Origin of the sequence: Micromonospora rhizosphaerae, from assembly GCF_900091465.1 — a bacterium.
GTDB lineage: Bacteria > Actinomycetota > Actinomycetes > Mycobacteriales > Micromonosporaceae > Micromonospora > Micromonospora rhizosphaerae.
The window spans coordinates 4,082,156-4,107,546 of the sequence record NZ_FMHV01000002.1 but is presented as its reverse complement, the minus strand read 5'-3'; the positions used below and the strand labels follow the sequence as shown (position 1 = coordinate 4,107,546).

The window sequence follows — 25,391 nt, the reverse complement described above, 5'->3', positions numbered from 1 at the left end:
TCTGGCGTTCCTGGAGGATGTGCCGGAGTGGGAGGATGCATGGCACTGAGGCGAGTGTTGGTGGTCGGTCTCGATCCCGTCAGGATCCCGGGCTGGGATCCTGAGCCGGTCGTGGCGGCGATAACACGTGGCCACGCCCGCTTCGGCGATCATGGTATCGAGGCCGACTTGTGCTTGGTAGCACCCGACGAGAACGCCGAAGGAGCGATCGTCGAGGCGCTAACCCGAAAGGACTACGCCTGCGTGGTGGTTGGAGGCGGAATCCGCAAGCACGAGCCGTTGCTCGAGTTCTTCGAGAAGCTGGTCAACCTTGTCCGGCAGCATGCTCCCGACGCGGCCATCGCCTTCAATAGCAGCCCCGAGGACACCGTGGACGCCGCACTGCGGTGGCTGCGGTAGGCCAGCAGGGCACAGCGTCCGGCCCGCGCCACCAAGGCCGGTTGCCACCACCCGCAAGGCGGGGCTGCAACGCGATGTTCGCCGAGAAGCGAGAAGGGCCGGACCATGGAGTCCGCGGCCGGCCGCGGGCAAGACGGCCTCCACCCTTTTTGGCAGTCGCTACCGGCGGTCGCGGTAGATTGCACAGTCATGGCCACGACCGCCGACGTCCGTCACGAACTCGCCAGCCTGGCCGACCCGCGTCGAGCGGAGCAAGCGAGCCGGTTTCTGCAGATGATTCCAGGCGGGTACGGCGAGGGCGACCGGGCCATCGGCGTTTCCGTGCCGGAACAGCGCAGGGTGGCCGGCCGGTACTGGCGCGATCTCTCGCTGACCGAAACGGCAAAGCTGCTGACCAGCAGCGTGCATGAGGAGCGGCTGACATCGCTTTTCATCCTGGTGCGAAAGTTCACCAAGGGGGACGAGGAGGAACGGGGCCGGATCTTCAGCCTCATCCTGGCCAGCACCGGCCGAATCAACAACTGGGACCTCGTGGACTCATCGGCGCCGTACATCGTCGGTCCGTGGCTGATCGACAAGGACCGCAGCGTACTGGATCGGTTGGTCGAGTCGACGTTGGTGTGGGACCGGCGGATCGCCATCATGGCGACGCTCGCGTTCATCAAAGCCGGAGACTTCCATTGGACCTTGCGGCTCAGTGAACGGCTCCTGCGCGACCCACACGACCTCGTGCACAAGGCGGTGGGCTGGATGCTGCGCGAGGTGGGCAACCGCGACCGGGCGGCGGAGGAGGACTTCCTGGCCCGACATCACCGGGCCATGCCACGGGTCATGCTGCGGTACGCGATCGAGAAGTTCGAACCGCAGCGACGTGCGGAGTACCTATCCGGCGTGGTCTAAATAGGGGCACCTTCGCGATTGCGACGGCGAACGCACGCATCTACCGCAGTGCCGGCGTGCAAACCGTCGGGCAGCATGCCTTAGCGCCTTTGCAGTACAACCACGGGAATCCGGCGGGTGGTCTTCCGCGCGTACCCGTCGTAGCCCTTGTACATGTCGGCCATCTGCTGCCACAGGCGCTCGCGGTCCTCGCCAGCGGTCTCGAGGGCGCTGACCGGGTACGTCTGCCGGCCGATCTGTACGGAGGCGTCCGGCTGCGAGCGCAGATTGAGCCACCAGGCGGGGTGCCTGGCGCTGCCGCCGTTGGACGCGATGATCACCCAGTGGTCGCCGTCGGTCTGGTACATCAACGGAACCGTCCACGACCGCCCCGACTTGCGCCCGGTCGTGGTCAGCAACAGCACCGGTGCGCCGAACATCTTGCCGCCGAGCTTCCCGCCGCTGCGCCGGTACAGCCACACGGCCGTACGCAGAAAACCCCGCGTGAGAACTCTACCGAATCCGCCAGACCGTTTCGCCATGGTCACTATCTACCAGACCAGGGGGTCGGTGGATAGCCGGGTTAGGTCGGCAAACGCGCGTTCATCCGCTCATCGCGCACGCGCGTACGGTCCTGGGCGCGCCATCGGCAGCAACTCGCGGCACCGTCACTGCCCGCCACTCGTGCCAGCCGACCACGACCGACGCGAGCGGTGATCGGAGCGGGCTCCCACTGTGACGACGGTGGGTCGTCGGCCGTTCAGCTTCCCTGCAACGTGTCCGACGCGCCGGGTCTGGGCTCCAGGACCACCACTGCGGTCTCGGACGACCGCAGCGCCGCGTAGGCGTCGAGGTTCGTGTCGATCTCGCGCCAGCGGGCCCACAGCCGCAACCGCTCGTCACCTGTTGCGGCGTGACCACGTACCAGCCGCTGCCCGTCGACCAGATCGACGGTCGCGTCCGGATGCGTCTGCAGGTTGAGCCACCAGGCGGGCTCACCCTCACCCCACCCGTTCATCGCCAGCGAGACCAGGTTCGGCCCATCCTCGACGTACCCGATGATGACGCTGCGCTGCTGGCCGGTGCGGCGCCCGGTAGCGGTCAGCCGTAGGGTGCCCCAGCCGCCGGCGCGTGGCCGCCACAGTCCGACCCGGCCACGAAAGACCCGGTACAGGCCCCGGTGCACCGACCAGGCCAGACGGATGAACCAGCGCGGCGGAAGCCACGGCTTTTTCGCCCGGTTCTCGACAGACACGACGACCTCCCACACCTATGCGGCCATCGTACGAACAGGACGCCAGTGCGGTGTCCACTAACGTTTGCCGGGTCGGCCGCAGCTGTGAAACCTGTCGTACGGGTGGTGTTGGCTTCGGTTCATGCCTCGTCGTCGCGATCCGTGCGCGCCGCGGGTGCACCGCACGGCGCGCAGCGCGTTGCGGGTGACGCCTGGCCTGTACCCGAAGTACAAGGGCGGCCGGCCAATGACCTTCACACTGCCCGAGCGCCGCGAGATCAAGAAGATCGCCAAGTCGAAGCCGACCGACCACGACCTGCCGTTCTCTACCTGAAGCCTGACCAAGCTGGCGGATTTCCTGATTGCCGAGGGGGCGGTCGACGACATCAGCCACGAGGGCTTGCGCATCCTGCTCCGCGAGGAGGGCGTCTCCTTTCAACGCCTGCAGATCTGGAAGACCTCCCGTGACCCCGACTACGCGCCCAAGAAGGCCCGTGTCGAGCACCTCTACGCGATCGCCGACGGCGAGGTCATACCCGAGGAAGGCGAGCCGGGAGTGGTCTTCTGCATGGACGAGTTCGGGCCGCTCAACCTGATGCCGCACCCGGGCCGGCAGCGGGCCGAACGCGGCGGCAGCCACAAGGCCCCCGAGCGGGAATCACGCCGCAGGCGCCGCGCCACCTACAACGTCGCGCGTTCCTCGTCGGACAACACCAGCGGCGGGGTGGGACGCCCGGTCCTCGGCATCCCACCACCCAACACCTACTTATAAGGCGAATTTCCGGCGCAGAACACCAGCCGTTCCGCTACACCTCAGCCGAGACGCCGTGAACGCTGTCGGCTCACGGCGAACCCGTCACACCAAAACAGGGCAAACGTTGCCTGATGCGGCACTAGACAGCTTCAAGGCCTATCGCCAGGCCCGGAGAGCCATCCACGTGGCGGATCGCGACGCACACATCTGCGCTGTCCGCGCGCCCGCCGTTGTGGATGCCCTGGGGCTGCCAGCGCCACGGGGTGAAAGTGTTTCCTGGGGCGCGCTTGCGGGCTCCTTCACACTGTGGAGGTAGCCGCCACCCCTCCGGAGGGCAACATGACCGACCAGCCGCCGACTCAGCAACCCCCACCGGTGCCAGGCCCGCCGCCGGGCTACCCGCCGTATCCGCCCTTTGCGTACTCGCCGCCGGTCAACATGTACGCGATCCTTGCGCTGGTCTTTGGCGCGATGGTGTTCCCGCCGTTGGGCATCTATTTCGGCAACAAGGCCAAGAAACAGATCGCCCAGACAGGCGAACGCGGGGTTGAGCTTGCCACGGCCGGTCTCGTGGTCGGCTGGATCTTCACCGCCATCTACGGGCTGTTCGTCCTCGTCTGGTGCGGCTTTGTGGGCACGATGATCATCGGCTCTACTGCAGGGAGCTAACGTTCAGGCGCGAGGGCTTCGATACGACGAGGTGCTCGGCTCGCTGCGTGAGGCGTACGACGCGCGCGCGGCCTGGCGTGACGGGCTCGTCAAGGAGCCGTGGAAGCTGGCGGAACGGCAGGCGTTCCGTGACCGGCTGGCGCCGGGCGCGCGGCTGCTGGAGATCGGCGCTGGCACCGGGCAGGACAGCGCCTACTTCCAGCAGGAGGGCTTCGCCGTCGTCGCGGCTGACCTCTCGCCGGTGATGGTCGATCACTGCCGGGCCAAGGGCATCGAGGCCCACGTCATGGACTTCCTGCAACTGAACTTCCCGGCCAGCTCGTTCGACGCGGTGTTCGCGATGAACTGCCTGCTGCACGTGCCCAACCACGACCTGCCCGCGGTCCTGGCGGCGATCCGGGCGGTCCTGTGCCCCGGCGGGCTCTTCTTCGTCGGCGTGTACGGCGGTAACGAGAGCGCCGAAGGCCCCATCGACGACGACGAGCACGTGCCGCCGCGCTTCTTCTCGTGGCGCACCGACGAGCAGTTACTCGGCTTCGCCACCGCATGGTTCGACGTCGTGGACTTCCACCCCGTCGATACCGACCGCGGCCACCGGTTCCAGTCGCTGACGCTGCGCCGCCCGGACCCCGAATAGCGGGAGCACGGCGCATGAGGCTGTGTTCGTAGGCGGGTCAGAGCCATTCGTCGATCGCGGTGATGTGCAGTGTGGCCTGGTAGCGCACGGCGAGCTTGTCGTACCGGGTCTGAGGCCGCCGGCGCGACGATGCGTCCGGCCTCGTGCTCGTTGAGCCGGCGGAGAATCTCACCGATGTCGTAGGAAAGAACGAGTCACGGGGCCCTGACCTCGCGACGGTGGTGAGGAAGGCGAGGCCGCGGTCGATGGGGAAGTCGATGAAGGCCCAGCCCTTGCGGGAGGCTGCGGAGCTGGCCATACGAGGCAGCAGGCCACCCAGCCGCGGTACGTCACCTGCCGTGCCGAGCCGTTCAGCTCTGTGTCGCTCCGAGCCGTAGCCGGTTGCCGTCGGGATCGCGTACCTCGATCTCGGGTCCCCAGGGGGCCTGTTGCACGCTCAGGCCGAACTCCGCGGCCACCGCGTCGATGTCATGGACGCTCAGGTAGAGCAGCGTGTCGGGGCGGGCGTCGCCCTTGTGCTCGGACAGGAAGATCCGCATGGGCCCCCGCGAGATCGACACGAACAGCGGAAGGTCCGGCTCGAAGCGGTGCTCCCAGTCTTTGGTAAAGCCCAGCCGCCCGTACCAGGCCACGGCAGCTTCGGCGTTGTCGGTGCGAAGGATCGGCGTGATCTGCTCGTCCACGAGCCCATGGTGGCAGACGAGGCGGGGGGACGTGGTACCTCGGCCACTCGGCCGAAGCTAGTGGGCCCGCGGGATGCGGTAGACGGACACGTGGGACCGGGACTCGGCGGTGAATTCGGCTCCGGCCCAGTCCGCATGCCTGGTCTCCAGCTCGAACCCGGCCGGTTGCGCCATGAGGTCGAGCTCGGCCGGCCAGATGTAGCGGTGCGGGCTGCGGGTCAGCCGAGCCTGTCTGCTCTCATCGAACATGAAGTGGTGCGATACGACGTGCTGACGCAGAACGTCGTAGGTGTCCAAGCCGATGTAGCCCGGCTCGGAGTGCCAGACCGTGGCCTGCTGCCCCGGGGGGAGCTTGCGCAGCTCGGGTACCCAGAGCTCGATCACGAACCGGCCGCCGGGGGTGAGGTGGCGGGCGGCATTGCGGAAGCACGCGACCTGCTCGGCTTGGGTGAGCAGGTTGGAGATCGTGTTGTAGACGAGGTAGACGAGCGTGTATTTGCCTGGGGCGACCGCGGTAGCCATGTCGCCGACGATCACGGGGATCGTGGCTTCGTCCGCCTTCGTTCGCAGTTGGTCGATCATCGGAGGTGACAGCTCGATGCCGGTGACGGCCACACCTCGCTCAGCAAGTGGGACGGCCACGCGGCCGGTTCCGACGGCGAACTCGAGCGCCCGTCCGTCGCCGGCAAGTTCGGCGAGGCGGTCCACGGTCGGCCCCAAGACCTCGGGCGCGAACATTCCGGTGCCCGGCGTGTCATAGCGCTGGGCGGCATCGAGGTCCCAGATGTCTTCCTGTCGCATGCCGCCAACTTTGGCCATCGGCGCGCACGTCGTGCAATCCAATTTGCCACCCGTAGGGTCGCCAACGCCCGTTGGCAGCTCAACGGGCGGGGCCATCCCAGCCTGCCGAGTGAGTACGGTGCTGCCATGGATTTTCAGGATGTTGTCCGGCGGCGACGCATGGTGCGCAGCTATGACCCGGACCGGCCGGTTCCCCCCGACGTGATCGAGCGCATCGTGCGTAACGGCCTGCGGGCGCCATCAGCTGGCTTCTCGCAGGGCTGGGGCTTCCTGGTGCTCGACAATCCAGCCGACATCGCGCGGTTCCGGACCGCGGTGCGCCCCGAGGAACGGCCCGAGAACTGGTTCGCGGCGAACGTTGCGGCGCCCCTGCTGATCGTGCCCCATTCGAACAAGGACGCCTACCTGGACCGCTACGCCCAGCCGGACAAGGGATTCACCGACCGGTCGGACGCGTGGTGGCCCGCCCCGTACTGGGACATCGATACGGGAATGGCGTCGCTGCTGATGCTGCTGACCGCCGTCGACGCCGAGCTGGGCGCGTGTTTCTTCGGAATCCCGGTCGACCGGATCGAGGCCTTCCGCGAGGCTTTCGGAGTGCCGCCGCAGTTCACCCCGATCGGCGCGATCTCGATCGGTTACAGCGACGAGCCACCCCGCGACCTGCGCAGCCGGCGCCGACCTACGGAGGAGGTCGTGCATCGAGGCCGGTGGAGCCAGCCGGTCGGGTACGCCTAGACCGGCCGGCCGTAGGTGACCGCTTCGCGGACGAGCCGAGGCGCCATCTCAGCAAGCTGCGGATCTGGCCGCGCTCCCAGCGCGTCATTGATGGTGGAGAACGCCATCCGGAACGCGATCCAGGTCGTCGCCTCGAAGATCTCCTGGTCACTGAAACCCGCCTCGCGCAAGCGGTCCACGTCGGCCTGCGTGGTGGCATTCGGGTCGTGGACGACCTGACGAGACCAACGCGCCAGTGCGGCCTCCCGATCGGACAGGCCACCGTCAACGCCTTGCAGCACCTTCGCGGCGGTCGGCTCGTCGCTGAGCTCGGCCAGCCTGGATCCCCACGCCAGCGCACAGTAGGCGTCGCTGCGGGCTGCGGCGGTGGCGGCGACCATCACGGCCACCTCCCGTGGCGACAGGCCTGACTCGGCCAGGAGGTCGGCACGCAGGGTCTGGAAGGACGCCAGCAGGTCAGGACGCCAGCACCAGACACGAGTGAGGTTGTTGATGTAGCCGTCGGAGGAGAGATCGGCCTCGTAGGCGGCAGTCACCGCCGGGCTTTGCGGCGGCTCGGCGAGGAACGCAGCGGGAGGGCTCATATGGTCAGTGTGCTCCACCCGGTCCAGCTCGTCCGCTGGCAGGAGCGCCACCCAGCGACCGATCAACGACAGCTGGGAAGTCACGTTCGTCTGCCGCCTGGCGGCCGCTCTGCTCGTTGCTGAGATGTGGGTAGCGGAGGCGAGCGTGGTTGATGGGTTGGAACTGGCGATCTTGATCGGTCTGCAGGCGTCGGGCAAGACAACGTTCAATCGCCGCATGTTGGCCGACGGCCATGTGGTGGTGAGCAAGGACGCGTTCCCGAACGCGCGGCATCGGCAACGCCGGCAGATGCGCCTGGTCAATGAGGCTCTGGCCGCGGGGCGTTCTGTCGTGGTGGACAACACCAATCCGTCACCTCGGGAATGGCAACCGCTGATCGAGGCTGCCCGCGCCCATGGCGCGGCGGCGGTCGGCTACTGGTTCCCGCCCGATCTGTCTGCGGCGCTCGACCGAAACGCCGCGCGTGAGGATCGAGCCCGGGTGCCGGACGTTGGGCTGTATGACACGCTCAAGCGACTGCGACGCCCTCGGCAGGTCGATGGATTCGACCGGCTGTACGAAGTCCGGCTCGACGGCAGGGGCGGGTTCCAGGTAGAGCCGATGGAGGGTTGACAGTCGTGAAGGCCGAGGAGTTCGAGGCCCGGCAACGGGCCCGGGAGTACTTTCACTCGTTGCGCGTGCTACCAGGTGCCTGGACTGTGATCAGGGTCGACGGGCGGGGCTTCACCCGGCTCACCGAGCAGCGTTTCGACAAGCCGTACGACGCCCGGTTCTGCGACCTCATGGTGGTCACCGCGCAAGCGCTGCTGACGGAATTGGGCGCCCGCTACGCCTACACCGAGAGCGACGAGATCTCGCTGCTGCTCGATCCTGCCTCCGACCTTTTCAGCCGCAGCGTGGAGAAGCTCGTGTCGATCTCGGCAGGCATCGCCTCCGCGGCGTTCACCCACGCGGCCACCCAGCCGGCTCATTTCGACTCCCGCCTGTGGGTCGGAGTCGGTGTTGAGGATGTCGCCGACTACTTCTCGTGGCGGCAGTCCGATGCAACCCGCAGCGCGCTCAACGGCTGGTGCTACTGGACCCTTCGAAAGGACGGCCAGTCGCCTCGGCAGGCCAGCCGCGCGCTGGAAGGAGTCAGTGCGACGGACAAGAACGAGTTGCTGCTCCGCCACGGCATCAACTTCGACGACGTGCCCACGTGGCAGCGGCGTGGCGTCGGACTGTGGTGGGAAACCTACGAACACCCGGGGTTTGATCCCGTACGCCGTACCCCGGTCACCACCACCCGCCGGCGCATCAAGATTGAACGCGAGCTACCCGCGAAGGAGGCCTACCGCCAGCTCATCACGGCCCTCGCCGTCGGCCGTAAATAGACCCTGATCCGGACCGGGCCTCAGAGGTTGAGCGGACCCGGATCGGTGGCCAGCTCCTGGAACCGCTCCCGCGGGTTGGGCACCAGCCGCCGGGCCGCCAGGTCGAGCAGCCCGCCCACCCCGGTCAGCGTCGCGACCTGCGTGCCGTCTGGGCGGGTGTAGTCCTGGTCGATCTGGAAGGTCTTGCCCTCGCCCCAGCGGAACTCGCAGGACACGTCCACCTCGTCCCCACCGCGCAGCTCTCTCAGGTATTTCAGGGTGACCTCCAGGGCGACGGGTCCCACTCCGCTGGCGATGAGCCGGTCCTGCGAGATGCCGGCAGCGCGCAGGCACTCCCACCGGGCGTGCTCGCCGTATTGCAGATAGACGGCCTGGTTCAGGTGGCCCTGGGTGTCGAGCTCGTAGCCGCGGACGGTGATGCGTACCCGGAACGGATCTCCCATGCACCCGAGCGTAGCGGGGGGCACGACACCGCCAGATCGGACGCCCGCCGGCGGCGGTGAGACCACAACGGCTGCACGGTGCCCCTGCATATGATCTCCACATGGCAACCTTCTCCGCTGCCGACGGCACCCGGCTTGCATACCACCAGGCCGGCGAGGGCGACCCGCTGATCTGCCTTCCCGGCGGCCCCATGCAGGCCTCGGCATACCTCGGTGACCTGGGCGGGTTGTCGGCGCATCGCTCGCTGATTCGCCTCGACCTGCGCGGAACCGGGGAATCGGCCGTACCGGCGGACCCGGCCAGTTACCGGTGTGATCGGCTGGTCGACGACGTCGAGGCGCTACGCGTCCATCTCGGGCGGGACCGGATCGATCTGTTGGGACACTCGGCTGGTGGCACTCTCGCGGTGCTGTACGCCGCCCGCTACCCGGACCGCATCGGCCGCCTCGCTCTGGTCACTCCCAGCCCGCTCGTGGTGGGCCTGGAGATCACCGACCTGGATCGTCGGCACATCGCCGAGCTGCGCCGAGGCGAGGCCTGGTTCCCGGACGCCTTCGCCGCGCTCGAGCGGATCTGGTCGGGCGACGCCACCGCCGCTGATGCGAAGGCGATTGAACCCTTCAAACATGGCCGATGGGATGCCAACCGCCAGGCCCGCCTCGCCCTTGAGGCGAGCCAGAAGAACGCAGAACCAGCGGCGGGTACTACTCGGCCGGCGCCCTTGACCCGGAAGCCACCAGATCCGCCCTCGCCGGCCATCGGGCGCCGGTCCTTCTCATCGCGGGCGAGTACGACGTCTCGCTTCCGCCGAAGCGCGCCGCCGAGTATGCCGGCCTGTTCCGTCAGGCCGAGCTGGCCGTGCAGCCGGGCGGCGGACACTATCCCTGGCTCGACGATCCGCAGTGGTTCGTGCAGACCCTGGCAGGGTTCTCGCACTGACAGCTCGATGCGAGGCAGGCAGCCCGCGTTCGCGGAACGCCGGACCACTCACCGATGACCAACAGCGGCGACCGGGCGACAGTCCCGGCCGCCGCTGCGGTCTCCCCGTCAGGACGTTGCGGTGCTGGCCACGGCGTAGCGCAAAACGGCCCCCATGCCGTGGTTCAGCGGCACCTCGCCGCGGCCGACCAGGACGAGGCGGGCTCCCGTGCCGACGATCGCCCGCAGCAGCGCGGCGTCGGCACGTACCTCCCGCGTCGCGTCCAGATACACGGACACCCACGGGCCGGGGCGGTCGAAGAGCGGGCGCAGAAAGCTCAGATCCATGGCAAGCCACCTCTCATCGGTCGTCCCGTGGCCTCCTACCCTGGCGTCTCGCGATATCACGCCGGGCCGAGTGGCGTACGCACGGTCCCCGCTCCGCTACCGCGGGGTGTGGCCGCGGCCGGTATCACGGGGCGCCGTCGTGCGCGGAGAGGTAGTTGCGGTAGATCTGGGCGCCGACGACGAGATCCTGCCACGCCATGCCGGTCCCCTTGAACAGCCTGGGTCGGCCGGTGGGCAGCTGGGCGCTGCCGGTCACCACGTCGCGCAGCGGGTACAGGTCCCCCTCGCGCACGACGCCGGCGGCCAGGGGGATGACGATGTCACCCGCCTCGCGCAGGGCGTTCGCGCGGGATTCCACGACGACGCCCGCGCGCTTTACCAGGGTGTCATCTACCTCCCGCATTCGCGGGGAGTGCGAACCGATGGCGACGACAACGGCGTCCGGTCTGACCAGGGTGCCGTCGAAGAGCGGCGCCGGGGCGCTCGTGCAGCAGCAGATGATGTCCGCCTGCGCCACCGCCGGTGCGGACGCGTCGGGGCCGGACACCCGTACCGGCACGCCGGTGTCGGCGAGGTGCGCGGCGAGACGGTCGCGGCGTTCGCTGTCGCGTCCCACGAGCGATACCTCACCGATCTCGTGCAGCGAGAGCATCGCCTCGGCGTGGCCGCGCGCCTGCGGCCCGGTGCCGAACACCGTGAGCCGGAGCGGGTCGGCCACCCCGCCGGGCAGGAGGTGTCGTACGGCGAGCGCGGAAACCGCCGGGGTACGCAGGTTCGTCAGCGCGACACCGTCGATGAGGGCGGCCGCCCGCTGCTCGGGACCCTCGAAGAGGGTGAAGTTCCCCTGGATGAGCGGCAGTCCGTGGCGCGGGTTGTCCGGGGTGATGGAGAGCAGCTTCGAGCCGGAAAGGGTGCCCAGGGTTGACGGCATGACGAGCAGCTCGCCGACCTGGGTGGCGACCCGGGAACGGGCTGTGTCCTGCTCGGGGTCGAGGCCGCCGCGAAGGGCGGTCTCCAGGGCGTCGACCGCGCCCCGGATCGGCATCTGCGCGACGGCGTCTGCGGAGATCAGGTGCATCCCGGCGAACCGCCGGGCAGGAAGGGCGATCGGATCCTCGTTCATGTGGCTGACGCTATGCGAAGAGCGCGGCGTGCCGTCCGGCCGATCCGGTGAGTGCCTAAAACGGGCAAATTCTTCAATATCCGGTCCGCCTTTTGTTGCCTCAGGACAAATTACGGACATCGGTAGGGCGAGCACCTGTTGCCTGGGGAAATCAATCAACCAAGGCCTATTCCACGTGGTCCCTCCCAGTACTAACGTCTGCTCAGCCCACATACCGCGGGCCTCCCACCTCCCAGGAGGCATCCCCATGGCCTTGCTGCTCACCAAGCGCAGGCGGATCGCGGCGGTGACCGCCACCGTGGTCGCCGTCGCAGCGGTCGCAACCGCCGGCTTGCTCGCCAACATGGACGACAACGAGCCGCACTACCGCGGCTACCTCGAAAGGATAGGCGGCGAGGAAGAGGAGGAAGGGCACGGCGTCGAAGGCATCGTCGGCGACCCCGAATCCGAATCCTCCGAGATCCTGAGCTCGATCACTTCCGTGGCCAACGCGCGACTGGCGCCCTACGGGTCCGTCGCCGCCGGCCAGCTCTCCTCCAGCCTGGGCGACTTCCGATCACTCGCCTCCAACGGCAGCAGCTGGACCGAGGTCACCAACCTGCCGTACGACGCGGACGACCCCAACTACCGGGACCCGAACTTCTCCAACTCCTCCGGCGGCTCCGGCTACGTCGCCGGGCGGGTGACGGGCCTCGCCGCCGGCGACGGCTACCTCTTCGCGGGCGGCGCCAACGGCGGGGTCTTCCGCAAGAAGCTCAACAACCCCAGCGACCCGGCCGACGACGGCCAGTGGCAGCCGATCTCCGACAGCATCCTCTCGCTGTCCACGGGCGATCTCGAGTACCACGACGGCGCCCTCTGGTACGCCACCGGTGAGGCCAACACCGGCGCGACCTCGTACGTCGGCGCGGGCATGTTCCGCAACCCGCGGGCGGCCAGCGCCGACCTGGCCACCGCCCAGTTCAAGGACAGCGACCGGCTCGGGGGCACGGAGCTGGAGAGCCGCGGCATCAACAAGGTGCGCTTCGACGACGCCACTCACTGGGCGTACGCGGCGACCACCCGCGGTCTCTGGCGCTACCCGCTCGACGCGAGCAACCGACCGGTCCCGGGCAAGGCGTGGATCAACATCTTCATGCCGAACCCGGCCGCTGACAGCAACATCAGCCAGCCGTACAAGAACATCGTCAACGACGTCGCCATCGACGACGCCGGCGGCGTGCTGGCCAACGCCGCCTGGCGCAGCGGGGACGCCAGCTACAACGGCTTCTACTACAGCAGGACCGGTGCGGCGGACAGCTTCGCGCAGGTGAACCCGCAGGGCGCCCTCGGGTACCAGCAGGTCGGCAACACCGAGTTCGCCTGGGGCACCGACGCGGCGGGGAAGAAGAGCGTCCTGTACGCCGTGGTGGAGTCGCCGACGAAGCTGAACACCTCGCCGATGAGCGTGCTCTACGGCGTCTTCAAGTCCGCCAGCGGCACCCTCGCCGGGCCGTGGACGCAGATCGCGGACAGCGGCAAGCTGCAGTCCTCCGGCTCCGCCCTGAGCGGCGGCAACGGCGTCTTCTACCGGCCGGGCGTGCAGGCCTGGTACAACAACTTCATCCTGGCCGAGCCCGGGCACCCGGATCACGTCTGGCTGGGCCTCGAGGAGGTCTACGAGACGAACAACGGCGGGACGAACTGGACCACGCCCGGTCCGTACTGGAACTTCGGCCTGAAGTGCTGGGCGATCTCCGACGCGGAGAACACCTGCCCGGAGACCACCCACTCCGACCAGCACTCCGTCCTCACCTACGAGGGGCGGGTCTACGTCGGCAACGACGGCGGCGTGAAGTCCCGGCCGATCAACGGAACCGTGGACAAGCTCGGGCACGCGAACGACTGGGCCAACCACTCCCAGGGCCTGGGCACCCTGCAGTACTACTCCGTCGGCGTCGGCGTCGACCCCGCGCGGGGCGGCTACGCGATCTCCGGCGGCCTGCAGGACAACGGCGGCTCGCTGCTGCGCGGCGATCGCAAGGACAACCAGGGCAACACGGAGATGGTCTCGCCGTTCGGCGGCGACGGTGGCGACATCATCGTCGACCCGAGGAACGGTTGTCACATCCTCGACGAGTACGTCTACCTCGAGCTGTGGATGACCACCACCTGCGGCCAGACCGACGGCTCGAAGAACGCCATCATCGACCTGGCCGTCCCGGACACCAACCCGCGCTTCACCGCGCCGTTCCGCGCGGTCCGGGGCTCGGAGAACACCGGGGACCACGGCAGCGAGCGCTGGGTCGCGGGCGGCAACGCGATCTGGACCCACGACCTCGCCTTCTCCACCACCGAGGAGCAGGCCGAGTCGCTGGCCAACCACGGGTGGACGAAGCGCGCGACGCTGGGCACGGCGGGCCGGATGGTGGTGGGGCTCGACGCGGTCGCGGACCCGGCCGCGAAGCGGGACGCCTCGAAGGACGTCATCGTCGCGGCCTGGTGCGGGGAGAGCAACTGCAACAGCGGCGGCTTCTCCCGCGGCGTGCAGACCAACTTCGGTGGGAGCTGGCACGAGCTGGACATGACCGGGTTGCCCTCGCGGTACCCGAGCGCCGTCCACATCGACAGCGTGAACAGCAGCAGCGCCACCGTCTACCTGGTGTTCAACGGCTACAACCGCCGCTTCATCGAGGGCCCCGGCGCCGCGCAGGACCATGTGTGGAAGGGCGTGCTCACCAAGGACGGCGGGGTGACCTGGACGAACGAGTCGGCCGGTACCCCGGACGTACCCGGCACGGACGTCGTCCGCTACGGGAGCAAGCTGGTGGTCGGGACCGACTACGGCGTGATGGTCGGCACGGTCGACGGCGCCGGCGACGTGAGCGACTGGAAGCGGATCGGTGGCGTCTCCGGCACCACCGGTGCGCTGCCGCTCACGACCGTGTTCGATCTCTCGATCGGACCGGACGGCTACCTCTACACGGCAACCCACGGCCGTGGCGTCTGGAAGACCCCGCTGAGTCGGCTGTAGCGGGACGGCGTCGAAGCGGTGGCCGGGCGCACCAGCGCCCGGCCACCGGCATGTCCGCGTCGTGGCGCCGTCGGCGCCCCGGATCGTCGGAATGTGAACCGGTCACGGCGCATCGCGGTCGAGCGGTACTCCGTTGCGCTGCCAGTTCCAGACCGGCGCGAGCCCCGGCTCCGCCGCGAGCACGGCGACGAGCAGCCGTAGCTGGTCCTCCGGCAGCGGCAGTCGCCCGACGCCGTCCGGTGCCCGGTAGCGCCGCCGCGGCAACCCCGTACCCGGATCCTCGCCGTCCTCGGTCGAGAAGACCTTGAGCAGGTCGGTGGCGGTGCGGATGCCGGCCCGGCGCAGCCGCACCCGGGCCGCGGCGCCGCCGTGCGCGGTGCCGCAACCGTCCTTCCGGCGCTCCCGCCGGACCTCCCGACGCTCCGCCTGCTCGAGGTGGATCAGCAGGAACGCCTGGTCCACCCAGTCCACCAGGCGGCCGGTCGGGACCCGGGTGTGCAGGATGACGTCGACGAGATTCATCGTGGTCAGGTTCTGCATGTCCTCGACCCCCTCCTCGACCAGCCGCGCCTCGTACCAGAGGTTGAGCCCGTCGAGCTGGTCGAGGGGGTAGTCCGGGGCGACGGTGGGCACGGCGAACCGCAGCACCCGCGACGTCAGCCGCTCCAGGAACTGCAGCCCGACCAGCGGAAAGAAGCCGATGACGAACGCGACCGCCATCTCGGCGCTCTGCGCTACCGCCGCCGTCGCGCCGACCACCTGGTGCACGACCGTGACGACCAGGAGCACCAGGATCACGCGGAGCACCGCGCTGGCGTACGCGCTGGGGCGCAGGTCGGTCTGGAAGTACCGGCGCAGCAGCATCCCGGTGACGAAGGCGTACGCGCCGAGGAAGGCGTACTTCAGCACGTCCCAGACCCCGGCCGGGGCGACCACGAACCGGGTGTCCCACAGCACCGCGGCCCAGCCGGCGGCGAACATCGCCGTCGCGAGGAAGACCGGGAACAGGGACTCGCTGCTGACCAGATAGTCGTCCCGGTCCTCGTCGGGCGCGTCGCGCAGCGCCGCCCGCGGCACCTGGCGGCCGTAGTAGGACTCGAACTTCTGCCGGTAGATGTTGTCGGTCCGCAGTGCCCGCCCGTCCGGTCCACCCGGGACAGCGTCAGAATCCGGCCGCAACGCCGGCAGGCGGCGGTGACTGTCCCAGCCGAGCCGGTGCAGGTTGAGCACGTACTCGTGCCACAGCACCTTGGCCCGCATGCCGAGGAACCGCACGTACAGCCACCCGGGCAGGAACGACAGACACCAGAGGACGAAAAGCTTCAGCGCTGCGACGCCCCACGCCTGAGGCGCCGGCCAGCCCCCCGCGGTCAGGGCTGCGACCGCGACGGCCAGCAGGATGATGACGTTCATCCACAGGCCGACCGCCTTGCGCTGCAACCAGATCCGGGTACGCTCACCGGTCAACCAGCCGATGAACCCGGGCCGGGTCAGCCCCTGCGTCAGCGTGCTCATCTCCGCTCCTCACGGCACGCCCGACCCGGCGACGACGGCGCGCGCCACCCGCGGGTCGGACAGGTACTCGGCGATGCTGTGCGCCCGGTCCTTGGCGTTGTCGGTCACCACGTCCACCACGTCGGCACCCCAGGCCCCCTGCAACGGACACCCGATCGCCACCGCGTCGGCGGCGCACCACGCGTTCACCCAGGTCCGGACGCGGTCGGGGCGGCGCGGTCCGCCGACGAGCAGGCGCTTGTACACGGCGTCCATGCCGAGCGGACTGCCCGCCGTGACCAGGGTGTCGACGGTGAGGCTGCCCGGCAGCCGGGTGAGCAGGTCCATGGCGACGACCGTGCCGAGGCTGTGGCTGACCAGCACCATGCGGCCGCCGGGCGGCAGGCAGCCGAGCACCGCGTCGAGCACGCGGTCACGGACGGCCGGCCGGTCGAGGTACGCGGCCACGTCGGCGAAGACGGCGGCGATGATCGCCTCGTCCAGTCCGCTGCGGTTCGCCAGCCAACTCAGCGGCCGGTGCAGCCGGCCGACCACGGAATCCAGCAGCCCCTCCTGCTCGCCGGGCAGCGCGAAGGCGGGAGGAAGCACCGCGAGGGCCGCCGGCGTCCCGGGCACCGCGAGGGCCGCCGCCAGATCAGGCATCGTGAGGTCCGCGGACGGGCCGGACGCGACGAGGCCGGGCGGCATCCCGGCCCGCTCCGCCGCTTCGCACACCAACTCCTCGTACAGGGACGCGGTCGACGGGTCGGCGAGCGCCTCTCGCCCGTCCATCCCCCGCTGCAGCTCCCCGGCGTAGAAGGGGAACCAGACGTCCGCGGCGTCGACCGGGCTCAGGCCCGCGGCGCCGAGCCCCGCGGCCAGGCCGGCGGCCCACCCCGCCCGCAACCGCTGCGAATCCCGGCCCAACTGGCCGCGGCCGTGCAGGAACACCAGGTGGGTGTCGCCGGCGAGCGCGGGCCGACGCGCCCGTAGGCTGCCCGCGACCGCCAGCCCGGCCCGCTCCCCCGGCCCGGCCTGCCCAGGGATGCCGGACAGCGCGGTCGCGGAGGGCGCAGCGACCGAGGGAGCGGCGACCGGCGGCGCCGGAACATTCACCGGCTGGACGCCGGCCGGGACCGCCTGCGGCCCGAGGCTGTCCAGCACGGCGCGCTCGGCGACCGTCAGGGGGCGTCCGAAGAGATGGCCGAGCAGCGCGCTGACCCGTACCCCCTCGTTGGCGATCCATTGGACGGTGCCGTCGCCGTCCGACGGCCGCCACCGGCTGCCGTCGGCCTTGAGCCAGTTGCCCTCGGCGTCGGTCGCCGGGATCCCCGAGTGGTGCAGGGCGACAACCTCCCACTGGTCGTTGAAGACCGGCGAGCCGGAATTCCCGGGCTCGGTGTCGGTGCGGTAGTGCAGGAAGTGGTCGAGCTCGTTGACCAGCCCGTTGTTGCGCAGGGCCACCTCCTTCAGCCGACCCTGCGGGTGCCCGACGATGTTCAGCCACTCGCCGATGACCGCCTTGCCCTGCTGGTGGACCAGCCGGTTCCAGCCGAACTCGTCGCCGGGGGGCCCGGCGGCTCCGGGCGCGACGGCGACGAGGGTGTAGTCGAGCTCCCCGTCGGTGAGGAAGAGCGGGCCCGGGTCCAGTCGGTACAGGACGACCTGGCCGGCCTCGTGGTCGATGCCGTCCTCGCAGTTCAGTTCCAGCACCGCCTCGGCGGCCGCCGTCTCGTCGGGCAGGACGTGGTTGTTGGTCAGCAGCAGGGCCGGGGCGACGAGGAAGCCGGTGCCGATCGGGACGCGGCGCCCGCGCAGGTCCGCCCCGATCCGCCCCACCGTGCGGGCGGCCCGCGCGCCCCGGGAGAGGAAGTTGACCGCCTGCAGGTCGTTGGTGTCGGCGATGATGCGTTCCAGCAGCGTCGAGCGCGCGACCTGGTCGCCCTCGGGCAACGCCCGGAGGATGGCCTCCGGCGTGACCGCACCGGTGCGGGCCAGCCGCCGCACCCGCGCCTCCACCTGGTCGCCCGTGGCTACCACGCGGGTGGCGCCGGTGCGCTGCCGGCGCTCGATCTCCGTCCGCTGCCGCTTCGTCCGGCGGTACCGCTCGGTCGCGGCCTGGATGTGCACGGTGTTCTCCATGGTCTTTCCCCCTGCTCAGCGCTCGTCGAAGAAGAGCTGCTCGGGCGGGTGCGTGAGGCGGATCTTGTTGCCGTCGACCGCGACGATCGTGTCGAGGCTGGTCCACTGGCCGGTGGGCAGGAGGGTGATCCGGTCGTCGCGGGCGTCCAGGTAGTCGGCGAACCCGGCCAGCGAGGGGTCGCCGTCGTTGAGCGCGAAGTAGCCGGCGAGTCGCCGGAAGAGCTTGGGCAGCAGGACGACGTCGCGTTCCAGGTCGGCGAGACCGGCCGGCAGGGCAGCCCCGCTGGCGGTCTGGTCCGCCCGCCACAGCGGCCCACCCGCCGCCCGGGCGGTGACCACCGCCCGGGCCATCGCCTGGCGCAGGTCCGCGTACAGCTTGCGGTAGAAGGTCGGGTACGCCTGCCCCCGGGCGAGCTGCCGGTAGTTGACGGTACGGCGAAGCATCGGGACGGTGACGTGCACGCGCTCCCCGCTCGGCTTGTCCGTCGGCGGGGCACCGCGGCCGGCCAGCGCGACGCAGCGGCCGTACACATCGGCGCCGCGGGTGAAGAGGTAGCCCGGCACCTCGACGGGCCAGGCGTCGGTCACGGTCTCCCGCTCGTCGCGCCGCACCGTGCGGAAGCCCAGCCCGGAGAGCAGGGCCGACGCGCTCGCCCGGCCCAGGTCGAGGGGTTGGTGGGTGCGGACGCGGCCGGCGGTGTAGTGGGTCTCCAGCGCGTCGATGCCGTCCAGGCGCAGCTGGGCCCCGCCCGAGGCGTTGCGTCGCACCCGGTGCGGGCCCTCCACCCGGTCCCAGTGCGCCGGGTCGGTGGGATGGAACCGTACCGAGTCGCCGTCCGGCGCCGCGCCGACGACGCGGAAGGACCCGGTGATGACCAGCATCGGCATGGCGGTGCCTCCATTTCCGTTCGCTACCGGAATGGAGGCGGATGCCGGCGGTCAGATACCTCGCCGGAGTGTCGCCTTTCCTACTCGGGCAGCAGCACCGCGCCGACGCCGGGCTGTGCCTGCTTGCGCGCCTTGCGGATGAGGGACCGGGCGGCCGTACGGCCGTTCTCGCCAGTCCGCGACATCCGCGCCGCGATCAGCCCGGCGACGACCGGGGTGCTGAACGAGGTGCCGCTCCAGCGGGCCATGCCGTGGAACGTCTCGACCCGGGGCGGGTTGTCGTAGGGCGGCTCCCGGTAGGTGTAGGTGCCGGTCGGGAAGGCGTTGACCAGGTCCTGGCCGGGCGCGTAGACGTCGACCCAGCCGCCGAAGTTGCTGAAGCCGGCCCGGCCCCGGCCGGTCGCCGCCAGGGCGCCCACCGAGACGGTGTACGGCGCCGCCGCCGGCCAGAACGGCTTGCGGTCGGCGTCGTTGCCGGCCGCCACGACGAGGACGACTCCCTTGTGGTGGCTCAGCCGACGCTCGTGGAACGCCTGGAAGGCCAGCATGCCGGATGCGTCGTACGCGTAGGTCCCGGCCGACATGCTGATGACGTCCGGGTGGTCGCATACCAGGACCGCGTCGAGCGCCTGAATGAGGTCGGATTCCAGGACGCCCCCGCCGAAGTTGATCACCGATCGCACGTGGACCTCGGCCCGGGGCGCGACGCCGCGTACCACTCCGGCGATGAAGGTGCCGTGGCCCGCGTACTCGTTGAGGGTGTGATTCGCTGTGTCGACGCCCGGGTCGGGCTGACCGGTGACCCCAGCGAGCCAGGGGCTGCGGACGGCCGCCTCCGGGTCGAGGCCGGTGTCCACGATGACCACCTTCACGCCCTCGCCGGCCCCCCGGTCCAACGCGTAGCCGGGGTCCGGCGGGCTGCCGGCGGGCACCGGCTCCGGCTCCACCGCCGGGCAGGCAGCGGCGTCGCCCGAGATGTGCACCACGTGGTTCAGCGACGCCGCGCCGGTCCCGAACCCCTCGATCACCTCGGTCCGGCGCTCGTCAGGGCGGGAGGGGTCGACGACCTCGACCCTTCCGCCGTCGAGCAGCAGCCGCAACGCCCGGATCGTGTCGTAGCCGCGGAGGTCGTCGTCGCGGTCGCGGAACGCCAGCCGGATCGCCCGTACTCCGGCGATGACCGGCTCCACCACCGGCTCCTCGGTCGGCCGCGGCCGGCCCTGCGCCGTCTCCCGCTCCGGCTCCGGGCGCCGCCGCCCGGGCAGCAGGTAGAGCCGGTCGAGGATGTCGCGCACGGCCGCGACATGCTCCTCGCGGACGAGCAGCCGGCCCGCCTCGTAGAGGAACTCCGCGTCGGCGTCGCGGCACCGGCCCGCGCCGATCTCGACGGGTCGGCCCGCCGCGGCGAACGCGCCCTTCAGCAGCTCCCACTGAATCTCCTGCCCGCTTGCGCCCATCGGTTGCCTCCTCGGTCGGCTGGGGATGCGTTTCTAGACTTGAGTGGTGTCACCTGCCGGCGACCATGTGCGGGCGGCCCCTGCGGGGCTCCCGGACCGCCTGCTGCCGCTGGCGTTGTCGCGTCCCGCCGAGGCGTTCGCGGCGGCGACGCGGCTGCTCGAAGGGCAGCCCGATCCAGCGACCGCCTCGGTCGCCTGCCAGGTCCGGGCCATCGTGCTGCGCGACGCCGGCCGCCACGACGAGGCCATCGCCGAACTGCGCCGGGCGCTGCGGTTCGCCGAGGGGTCCGGGGCGGTCGAGCGGCTGGTCGACGTCCAGGCGACCCTCGGTGTCACCCTCGGTCTCGCCGGTCGCAGCACACCCGGCCTCGAAATGCTGGACCGGGCGGTGGCGAACAGCACCGGGGTCCATGCCGGGCGCGCCCTGACCCGCCGAGGCCACCTGCTGCGGGTGCTCGGCCGCTACGACGAGGCGCTGGCCGATCTGCGCCAGGCGATTCGGGTGCTGCGCCGCGGCGGCGACCCGGTGTGGGAGGCCCGCGCCCGGATGAACCGTTTCGTCGCGTACGCCGCCCTCGGGCAGGCCGCGCGCGCCGACCGGGACCTGGTGGTGGCCGAGCGCCTGCACGCGGCCACCGGACAGGATCTGGAGTCCGCGATCGCCGTAGCCAACCGCGCCGACCTGGCGTTCCAGGTCGGCGACATTCCCGCCGCGCTCGGCTTCCTGGACGAGGCGTCCGCTCGGTACCAGGCGCTGGGGGCGTCCCGGCCGGCGCTGGCGATCGACCGGTGCGCGGTGCTGCTGGCCGCCGGTCTGGCCACCGAGGCCGTCGCCGCAACGGAGGAGGCGCTGCGCCGCCACGTCCGGGCAGGCGCCAACGGCACCAGCACTGCTGAGCTGCTCTTCGCCGCCGGCCAGGCCGCGCAGGCGGCCGGGCAGCCGGCGCTGGCGGCGGAGCGGGCGGCCGCGGCGCGCGACCTCTTCCGCCAACAGGGCCGACCCGGCTGGCAGGCCCGGGCATCGTTCGTCGCGCTTCAATCGCGATACGCGGCCGGACATCGCGGCGGCCGGCTGTCCACTCAGGCCAGCCGGCTCGCCGACGAGCTGGACGCGCTGCGGGCGCCGGAGGCGGCGGCGGCGCACCTGTTCGCCGGACGGTTGGCGGCCGACCGGCGGCCGGCGGACGCCGACCGGCACCTCGCCCGCGCGGCCCGCTTCCGCCACCGGGGTCCCACCTTCGGCCACGCCGCGGGATGGCTGGCCCATGCGCTGCGGGCCGAGGCGCGGGGTGCCACTGCCGCGGCCCTCGTCGCCGCCCGGCGGGGGTTGGCGGCGGCCGGCGATCACCAGCGGGCCCTGGCCGCCCCGGAACTGCGGGCGCACGCCGCCGGGTACGGCGTCGAGCTCGCCGCGCTCGCCGAGCGGCACGCGGTGCGGCGGGGCGACGCCCGCATGCTGCTGCGGTGGAGCGAACGATGGCGGGCCAGCGCGCTGAGCCTGCCCGCGATACGTCCGCCCGACGACCGCGAACTCGCCGGCGAGCTGGCCGCCCTGCGCAACGTGGTCAAGCGACTGGACGCCGCCCACGTGGCGGACGCGCCGACCGAACGCCTGGACCAGGAACGGCGCCGCCTCGAGGCGGCGATCCGGTCCAGGACACGCCGGACGGCCGGCGCCGCGCAGGGGCGGGCCGACGACGGCGACGTCGTGGCGAAGCTCGTCGCCGGGCTCGGCGACCACCGCCTCGTCGAGCTCACCGCCCTCGACGGGCTGCTCTACGCGATCACCGTGGTGGGGCACAGAGTACGGATGAGCGCCGTCGGGCCGGTCGACTCGGCGGTACGGGAGTTGGACCTCGCACGGTTCATGCTGCGCCGGCTGGCGCGCGGGCGGCCGCCGCCCGGGGCGCTCGCCGCCCTCGACGCCGCCGGGCACCGGCTGCAGGAGGCGCTGCTCGGCCCGGCCGCCGCCCTCGTCGACGGCGCGCCCGTGGTGGTCGTACCGCCGGCCCGCCTGCACGCGGTGCCGTGGGCGCTGCTGCCCGCGCTGCGCGCGACGCCGGTCGTGGTGGCGCCGTCCGCGGCGACGTGGTTGCGGGCCGGGCGCCTCGGGGCACCCCGGCAGCAGCGGGTCGTCCTGGTCGTCGGCCCCGGCCTGAGCGGCAGCGCCGAGGAGGTCCGGCGGATCGGCGACGGCTACCCGGGCGCGGTCGTCCTGGCCGAGGGCCGGGCGACCGCCGAGGCGGTGCTCTCCGCGCTGGACGGCGCGTGGACCGCGCACGTCGCCGCGCACGGCAGCTTCCGCAGCGACAACCCCCTCTTCTCCGCGGTGTCGCTCGACGATGGTCCGCTGACCGTCTACGACCTCTGCCGGCTGCGCCACGCGCCGCGGCGGCTGGTCCTGTCCAGCTGCGAGTCCGGTGTGGCGGCCCCCGTCGCCGCCGACGAACTGCTCGGGGTGGTCAGCGCGCTCGTCCCGCTCGGCTTGGCGAGCCTGCTGGCCAGCGTGGTGCCGGTCAACGACGCCGCGGCCGCGCCGCTGATGGTCGACTTCCACGACCGGCTCCGGGCCGGTCGGTCCTTCGGCGACGCGTTGCACGGGGTCCGCGAGTGCGTGGCCGGCGATCCCGTGGCGGTGGCCACCGCGCTGTCGTTCGTGGCGCTCGGCCGGTGAGCCGCTCACAGGTTGACCCAGGTCGTGGTCACCGGCTCGTCGGCCAGGGAGCGACACCGGAGCCGGATCGGGCCGGGTGACACCCGGTCGAGGACGAACCGCCCCACTGCGTCGGGCCGCAGGACGTCGCGGCGGCCGTCGCCGTGTTCGAGCACGCACTCGCCGGGGCGCGCCCCGATCACCTGCCCGATGAGCGTCAGGCCGTCGGCGGCGCCGGTGACCTCCAGCTCGATGCGCAGGCCGCTCCCGTCGAAGGTGAGGAAACGATCGTCGACCGGGTCCGCTCGCCGTACCGGTTCGTAGGCGAGACCCGGGGAGGTGGCGGCGGAGTCGGCGACCAGCCGAGCCAGCTGACCGTCGAGGTCGCGCGTGTCGAGGGCCACGTGCGCCGCTCGCCGGACGGCGTCGGGCACGGGATCCACCTCGGCGGCGATGCTTCGCAGCCGGGCCAGCAGGTCGTCGTCGGTGTCGTGGCGCATCACGGCCGTCCCGGGGAGGCGTCGGCGGACGGGATTTCACATGTCGCGGCCCGCATGAGGGTGCGGAGCTTGCCCAGACATCGTTGGCGCCGGGGACCGATGCTGCCGACCGGGGTGTGCAGGGCCTCGGCGGCCTCCCGGTAGCTCGGCGGTGGGTCGGCCATCAGCACCCGCAGCAGCGCCTGGCAGGGTTGATCGAGCCGGCGGAACGCCCGCCACAACGCGACGTCCCGCTCCCGCCGCAGCAGCGCGCCGTCGAGCGGGTCGGCGTCGTCGGTCACGTCGTCCCAGCTGTCCGTCGGCACCTGCCGGGCCCGTCGGCGCAGGACGGCTAGGCACTCCCGGCGCATCGTCGTGGCGAGCCAGCTGCCGAGCCGCTGTGGATCCCGGAGGGTGTCGAGCCGCTCCACCATGTGCAGCCAGGTGGTCTGCACCGCGTCCGCCGCGTCCTCGTCGGTCAGCCGCATGGCGCGCGCGATGGACCACAGGAGACCGGTGTACCGATCGGTGAGAGTGACCCAGGCGGCCTGGTCGCCGGCGCGGACTCGCTCCACCAGCGTCTCGATCTCGTGATCGCGCAACCGGTCCATCCCCGCCCCTCGTGCTCCGTCCGCGGCGCTGAGGCGTCTCGATCCACCCGGCCCTGTCCGAGGTGACCGTGGTACCCATTCTCCGGACTGCAGTCGATGGCGTCCACCGCCGCGTGACCGGCGGCCCGCCGCCGCTGGCCGGCTCTGACACCTCAGTGAGGCGCGGGGCCCTGGGTCTGATACGTCGAGCCGGGGAAATGTCGGATCAAGGACCCTCCGTGCTGGACGTGCTGTCCCACGTCGTATCAGGCCGGGCCGCGGCCGACTCCTACCTGACGTGCTGCGCGAGGCGGAGGCGTCCCCGATCCCGGACGTCCGGCTGGAGCTGATGGGCGGCTTCCGGCTGCTCGCCGACGGGGCCACGGCCGACATCGTGGGCAACGCCGAGCGACTCCTGGCGTACCTGGCCCTGACCGGGCCGGTCGCCCGGGCGGTGGTGGCCGGGACGCTCTGGCCGGACGTGCCGGAGCCACGCGCCCTCGCCAGCCTGCGCACCGCTATCTGGCAGTGCAACCGGGCGGTCGACGGGCTGGTCGACGCCGGCGAGAAACGCATCGCGCTGGCCGGCTTCGTCCGGGTGGACACCGCCGCGCTGGCCGACCTGGCGGCGCTGCCCGACGACGGCGCGGCGAGCGTGCTGCGGGGGCTGCGCGGCGAGCTGCTGCCCGGCTGGTACGACGACTGGGTGCTCCTCGACCGCGAACGGCTGCGCCAGCTGCGCCTGCAGGGGCTGGAGGACGTCGCGCTCCGGCTCGCCGCACGTGGGAGCTTCGCCGCCGCGTACGAGCTCGCGTTCGAGGCGGTGCGCGGCGAGCCGCTGCGGGAGAGCGCCCACCGGGCCGTCATCGCCGTGCACCTCGCTCAGCACAACATCGTCGAGGCGGTACGCGAGTACCACCGGTTCCGCCACCTGCTCGTCGACGAACTGGGCGTCGAGCCGTCCGCGGAGCTGGCCGACCTCGTCTTCGGCCGCCGGCCGACCCCTGGCAGGCGCGCAGCCCACGACCTCCATTCGCCGACCCGGGCCCAGCCGGTGGGCGCGCGGTCCGCGACATCGCGTCGCTGACCG

General features: G+C 71.1%; 28 protein-coding genes. 13 read left to right on the top strand and 15 right to left on the bottom strand.

Features of this window, described 5'->3' with window-relative positions; translation table 11 throughout:
- Window positions 1-60: 60 nt before the first annotated feature.
- Both GA0070624_RS19275 and GA0070624_RS19270 read left to right on the top strand, forming a co-directional pair.
- Window positions 61-399 carry a hypothetical protein gene (locus tag GA0070624_RS19275; RefSeq protein ID WP_245718881.1) on the top strand — a complete coding sequence of 113 codons (339 nt, stop codon included), beginning with the start codon at window positions 61-63 and terminating at the stop codon, window positions 397-399.
- Between the two features lie 105 nt (window positions 400-504).
- Complete coding sequence (locus GA0070624_RS19270) at window positions 505-1,299, top strand: DNA alkylation repair protein (protein WP_245718880.1); 795 nt, start codon at window positions 505-507, stop codon at window positions 1,297-1,299.
- Between the two features lie 80 nt (window positions 1,300-1,379).
- Here the strand turns inward: GA0070624_RS19270 and GA0070624_RS19265 are convergent, their stop codons facing one another.
- Together GA0070624_RS19265 and GA0070624_RS19260 are read right to left on the bottom strand one after the other, a co-directional pair.
- On the bottom strand, window positions 1,380-1,760 hold the full coding sequence (locus GA0070624_RS19265) for a nitroreductase family deazaflavin-dependent oxidoreductase (RefSeq protein WP_218105208.1): 381 nt from the start codon (window positions 1,758-1,760) through the stop codon (window positions 1,380-1,382).
- 278 nt (window positions 1,761-2,038) lie between these two features.
- Window positions 2,039-2,533 (bottom strand): nitroreductase/quinone reductase family protein, encoded by a 495-nt coding sequence (locus tag GA0070624_RS19260; protein WP_218105207.1) that lies wholly within the window; start codon window positions 2,531-2,533, stop codon window positions 2,039-2,041.
- 121 nt (window positions 2,534-2,654) lie between these two features.
- Here GA0070624_RS19260 and GA0070624_RS35860 point away from each other — a divergent pair, with 121 nt between their 5' ends.
- The 4 genes from GA0070624_RS35860 (at window position 2,655) to GA0070624_RS19240 (ending at window position 4,572) form a co-directional block, all read left to right on the top strand.
- Window positions 2,655-2,846 (top strand): hypothetical protein, encoded by a 192-nt coding sequence (locus GA0070624_RS35860; RefSeq protein ID WP_176731777.1) that lies wholly within the window; start codon window positions 2,655-2,657, stop codon window positions 2,844-2,846.
- Between the two features lie 66 nt (window positions 2,847-2,912).
- Complete coding sequence (locus tag GA0070624_RS35855; protein ID WP_245718879.1) at window positions 2,913-3,284, top strand: hypothetical protein; 372 nt, start codon at window positions 2,913-2,915, stop codon at window positions 3,282-3,284.
- Window positions 3,285-3,605: 321 nt separating this feature from the next.
- A complete protein-coding gene (locus tag GA0070624_RS19245) occupies window positions 3,606-3,935 on the top strand; it encodes a DUF4190 domain-containing protein (protein ID WP_091343013.1) in 330 nt (109 codons plus the stop codon).
- On the top strand, window positions 3,922-4,572 hold the full coding sequence (locus tag GA0070624_RS19240; protein ID WP_091343011.1) for a class I SAM-dependent methyltransferase: 651 nt from the start codon (window positions 3,922-3,924) through the stop codon (window positions 4,570-4,572). The genes GA0070624_RS19245 and GA0070624_RS19240 overlap by 14 nt, the downstream gene beginning before the upstream one ends.
- Before the next feature lie 37 nt (window positions 4,573-4,609).
- Here GA0070624_RS19240 and GA0070624_RS19235 read toward each other — a convergent pair whose 3' ends face one another.
- Genes GA0070624_RS19235 through GA0070624_RS19225 form a run of 3 tightly spaced genes read right to left on the bottom strand, consistent with a single transcriptional unit; the run spans window position 4,610 to window position 6,152 of the window.
- Complete coding sequence (locus GA0070624_RS19235) at window positions 4,610-4,870, bottom strand: hypothetical protein (protein ID WP_091343009.1); 261 nt, start codon at window positions 4,868-4,870, stop codon at window positions 4,610-4,612.
- 52 nt (window positions 4,871-4,922) lie between these two features.
- On the bottom strand, window positions 4,923-5,255 hold the full coding sequence (locus GA0070624_RS19230; RefSeq protein WP_091343006.1) for a glyoxalase superfamily protein: 333 nt from the start codon (window positions 5,253-5,255) through the stop codon (window positions 4,923-4,925).
- A 57-nt stretch (window positions 5,256-5,312) separates the two neighbouring features.
- The gene (locus tag GA0070624_RS19225) at window positions 5,313-6,152 is read right to left on the bottom strand and encodes a class I SAM-dependent DNA methyltransferase (RefSeq protein ID WP_245718878.1); all 840 of its coding nucleotides are present in this window, start codon (window positions 6,150-6,152) and stop codon (window positions 5,313-5,315) included.
- 30 nt (window positions 6,153-6,182) lie between these two features.
- On the opposite strand from GA0070624_RS19225, the gene GA0070624_RS19220 reads away from it, so the two are divergent.
- Window positions 6,183-6,794: a nitroreductase family protein gene (locus GA0070624_RS19220; RefSeq protein ID WP_091343002.1), complete on the top strand. Its 612-nt coding sequence runs from the start codon at window positions 6,183-6,185 to the stop codon at window positions 6,792-6,794.
- Here the strand turns inward: GA0070624_RS19220 and GA0070624_RS19215 are convergent.
- Window positions 6,791-7,462: a carboxymuconolactone decarboxylase family protein gene (locus tag GA0070624_RS19215; RefSeq protein ID WP_245718877.1), complete on the bottom strand. Its 672-nt coding sequence runs from the start codon at window positions 7,460-7,462 to the stop codon at window positions 6,791-6,793. The two genes, GA0070624_RS19220 and GA0070624_RS19215, sit on opposite strands and share 4 nt — an antisense overlap.
- Window positions 7,463-7,523: 61 nt before the next feature.
- Here GA0070624_RS19215 and GA0070624_RS19210 point away from each other — a divergent pair, with 61 nt between their 5' ends.
- Both GA0070624_RS19210 and GA0070624_RS19205 read left to right on the top strand, forming a co-directional pair.
- Entirely contained in the window at window positions 7,524-7,991 is a 468-nt protein-coding gene (locus GA0070624_RS19210; protein ID WP_218105206.1) for an ATP-binding protein, read from the top strand.
- A 5-nt stretch (window positions 7,992-7,996) separates the two neighbouring features.
- Window positions 7,997-8,752 carry a tRNA(His) guanylyltransferase Thg1 family protein gene (locus GA0070624_RS19205; protein ID WP_091342998.1) on the top strand — a complete coding sequence of 252 codons (756 nt, stop codon included), beginning with the start codon at window positions 7,997-7,999 and terminating at the stop codon, window positions 8,750-8,752.
- A 20-nt stretch (window positions 8,753-8,772) separates the two neighbouring features.
- On the opposite strand, the gene GA0070624_RS19200 is transcribed toward GA0070624_RS19205, so the two are convergent.
- A complete protein-coding gene (locus GA0070624_RS19200) occupies window positions 8,773-9,195 on the bottom strand; it encodes an acyl-CoA thioesterase (RefSeq protein WP_091342995.1) in 423 nt (140 codons plus the stop codon).
- Window positions 9,196-9,296: 101 nt separating this feature from the next.
- On the opposite strand from GA0070624_RS19200, the gene GA0070624_RS36895 reads away from it, so the two are divergent.
- Window positions 9,297-10,193, top strand: a complete 897-nt coding sequence (locus GA0070624_RS36895) for an alpha/beta fold hydrolase (RefSeq protein ID WP_425413513.1) — start codon at window positions 9,297-9,299, stop codon at window positions 10,191-10,193.
- Between the two features lie 50 nt (window positions 10,194-10,243).
- On the opposite strand, the gene GA0070624_RS19190 is transcribed toward GA0070624_RS36895, so the two are convergent.
- Together GA0070624_RS19190 and GA0070624_RS19185 are read right to left on the bottom strand one after the other, a co-directional pair.
- Window positions 10,244-10,462, bottom strand: a complete 219-nt coding sequence (locus tag GA0070624_RS19190) for a hypothetical protein (RefSeq protein ID WP_091342993.1) — start codon at window positions 10,460-10,462, stop codon at window positions 10,244-10,246.
- Between the two features lie 124 nt (window positions 10,463-10,586).
- On the bottom strand, window positions 10,587-11,585 hold the full coding sequence (locus GA0070624_RS19185; protein ID WP_245718876.1) for an ornithine cyclodeaminase family protein: 999 nt from the start codon (window positions 11,583-11,585) through the stop codon (window positions 10,587-10,589).
- 247 nt (window positions 11,586-11,832) lie between these two features.
- Between GA0070624_RS19185 and GA0070624_RS19180 the strand changes: the two genes are divergently transcribed.
- A complete protein-coding gene (locus GA0070624_RS19180) occupies window positions 11,833-14,598 on the top strand; it encodes a hypothetical protein (protein ID WP_091342990.1) in 2,766 nt (921 codons plus the stop codon).
- A gap of 102 nt (window positions 14,599-14,700) precedes the next feature.
- Here the strand turns inward: GA0070624_RS19180 and GA0070624_RS19175 are convergent, their stop codons facing one another.
- From GA0070624_RS19175 to GA0070624_RS19160, 4 genes are all read right to left on the bottom strand, one after another.
- Window positions 14,701-16,113, bottom strand: a complete 1,413-nt coding sequence (locus GA0070624_RS19175) for a hypothetical protein (RefSeq protein ID WP_091342987.1) — start codon at window positions 16,111-16,113, stop codon at window positions 14,701-14,703.
- Between the two features lie 9 nt (window positions 16,114-16,122).
- Window positions 16,123-18,234: a trypsin-like serine peptidase gene (locus tag GA0070624_RS19170; RefSeq protein ID WP_091342985.1), complete on the bottom strand. Its 2,112-nt coding sequence runs from the start codon at window positions 18,232-18,234 to the stop codon at window positions 16,123-16,125.
- A 15-nt stretch (window positions 18,235-18,249) separates the two neighbouring features.
- A complete protein-coding gene (locus GA0070624_RS19165) occupies window positions 18,250-19,122 on the bottom strand; it encodes a nuclease (RefSeq protein WP_091342982.1) in 873 nt (290 codons plus the stop codon).
- Window positions 19,123-19,202: 80 nt separating this feature from the next.
- A complete protein-coding gene (locus tag GA0070624_RS19160) occupies window positions 19,203-20,579 on the bottom strand; it encodes a S8/S53 family peptidase (protein ID WP_091342980.1) in 1,377 nt (458 codons plus the stop codon).
- Between the two features lie 46 nt (window positions 20,580-20,625).
- Between GA0070624_RS19160 and GA0070624_RS19155 the strand changes: the two genes are divergently transcribed.
- Window positions 20,626-23,253 (top strand): CHAT domain-containing protein, encoded by a 2,628-nt coding sequence (locus GA0070624_RS19155; RefSeq protein WP_141715081.1) that lies wholly within the window; start codon window positions 20,626-20,628, stop codon window positions 23,251-23,253.
- 5 nt (window positions 23,254-23,258) lie between these two features.
- Here the strand turns inward: GA0070624_RS19155 and GA0070624_RS19150 are convergent, their stop codons facing one another.
- Window positions 23,259-23,732, bottom strand: coding sequence for a hypothetical protein (locus GA0070624_RS19150; RefSeq protein WP_091342975.1), 474 nt, complete (start codon window positions 23,730-23,732; stop codon window positions 23,259-23,261).
- Window positions 23,732-24,322: an RNA polymerase sigma factor gene (locus GA0070624_RS19145; protein ID WP_091342973.1), complete on the bottom strand. Its 591-nt coding sequence runs from the start codon at window positions 24,320-24,322 to the stop codon at window positions 23,732-23,734. The genes GA0070624_RS19150 and GA0070624_RS19145 overlap by 1 nt, the downstream gene beginning before the upstream one ends.
- A 277-nt stretch (window positions 24,323-24,599) precedes the next feature.
- Here GA0070624_RS19145 and GA0070624_RS19140 point away from each other — a divergent pair, with 277 nt between their 5' ends.
- Window positions 24,600-25,388 carry an AfsR/SARP family transcriptional regulator gene (locus GA0070624_RS19140; RefSeq protein ID WP_218105205.1) on the top strand — a complete coding sequence of 263 codons (789 nt, stop codon included), beginning with the start codon at window positions 24,600-24,602 and terminating at the stop codon, window positions 25,386-25,388.
- Window positions 25,389-25,391 lie beyond the last annotated feature (3 nt).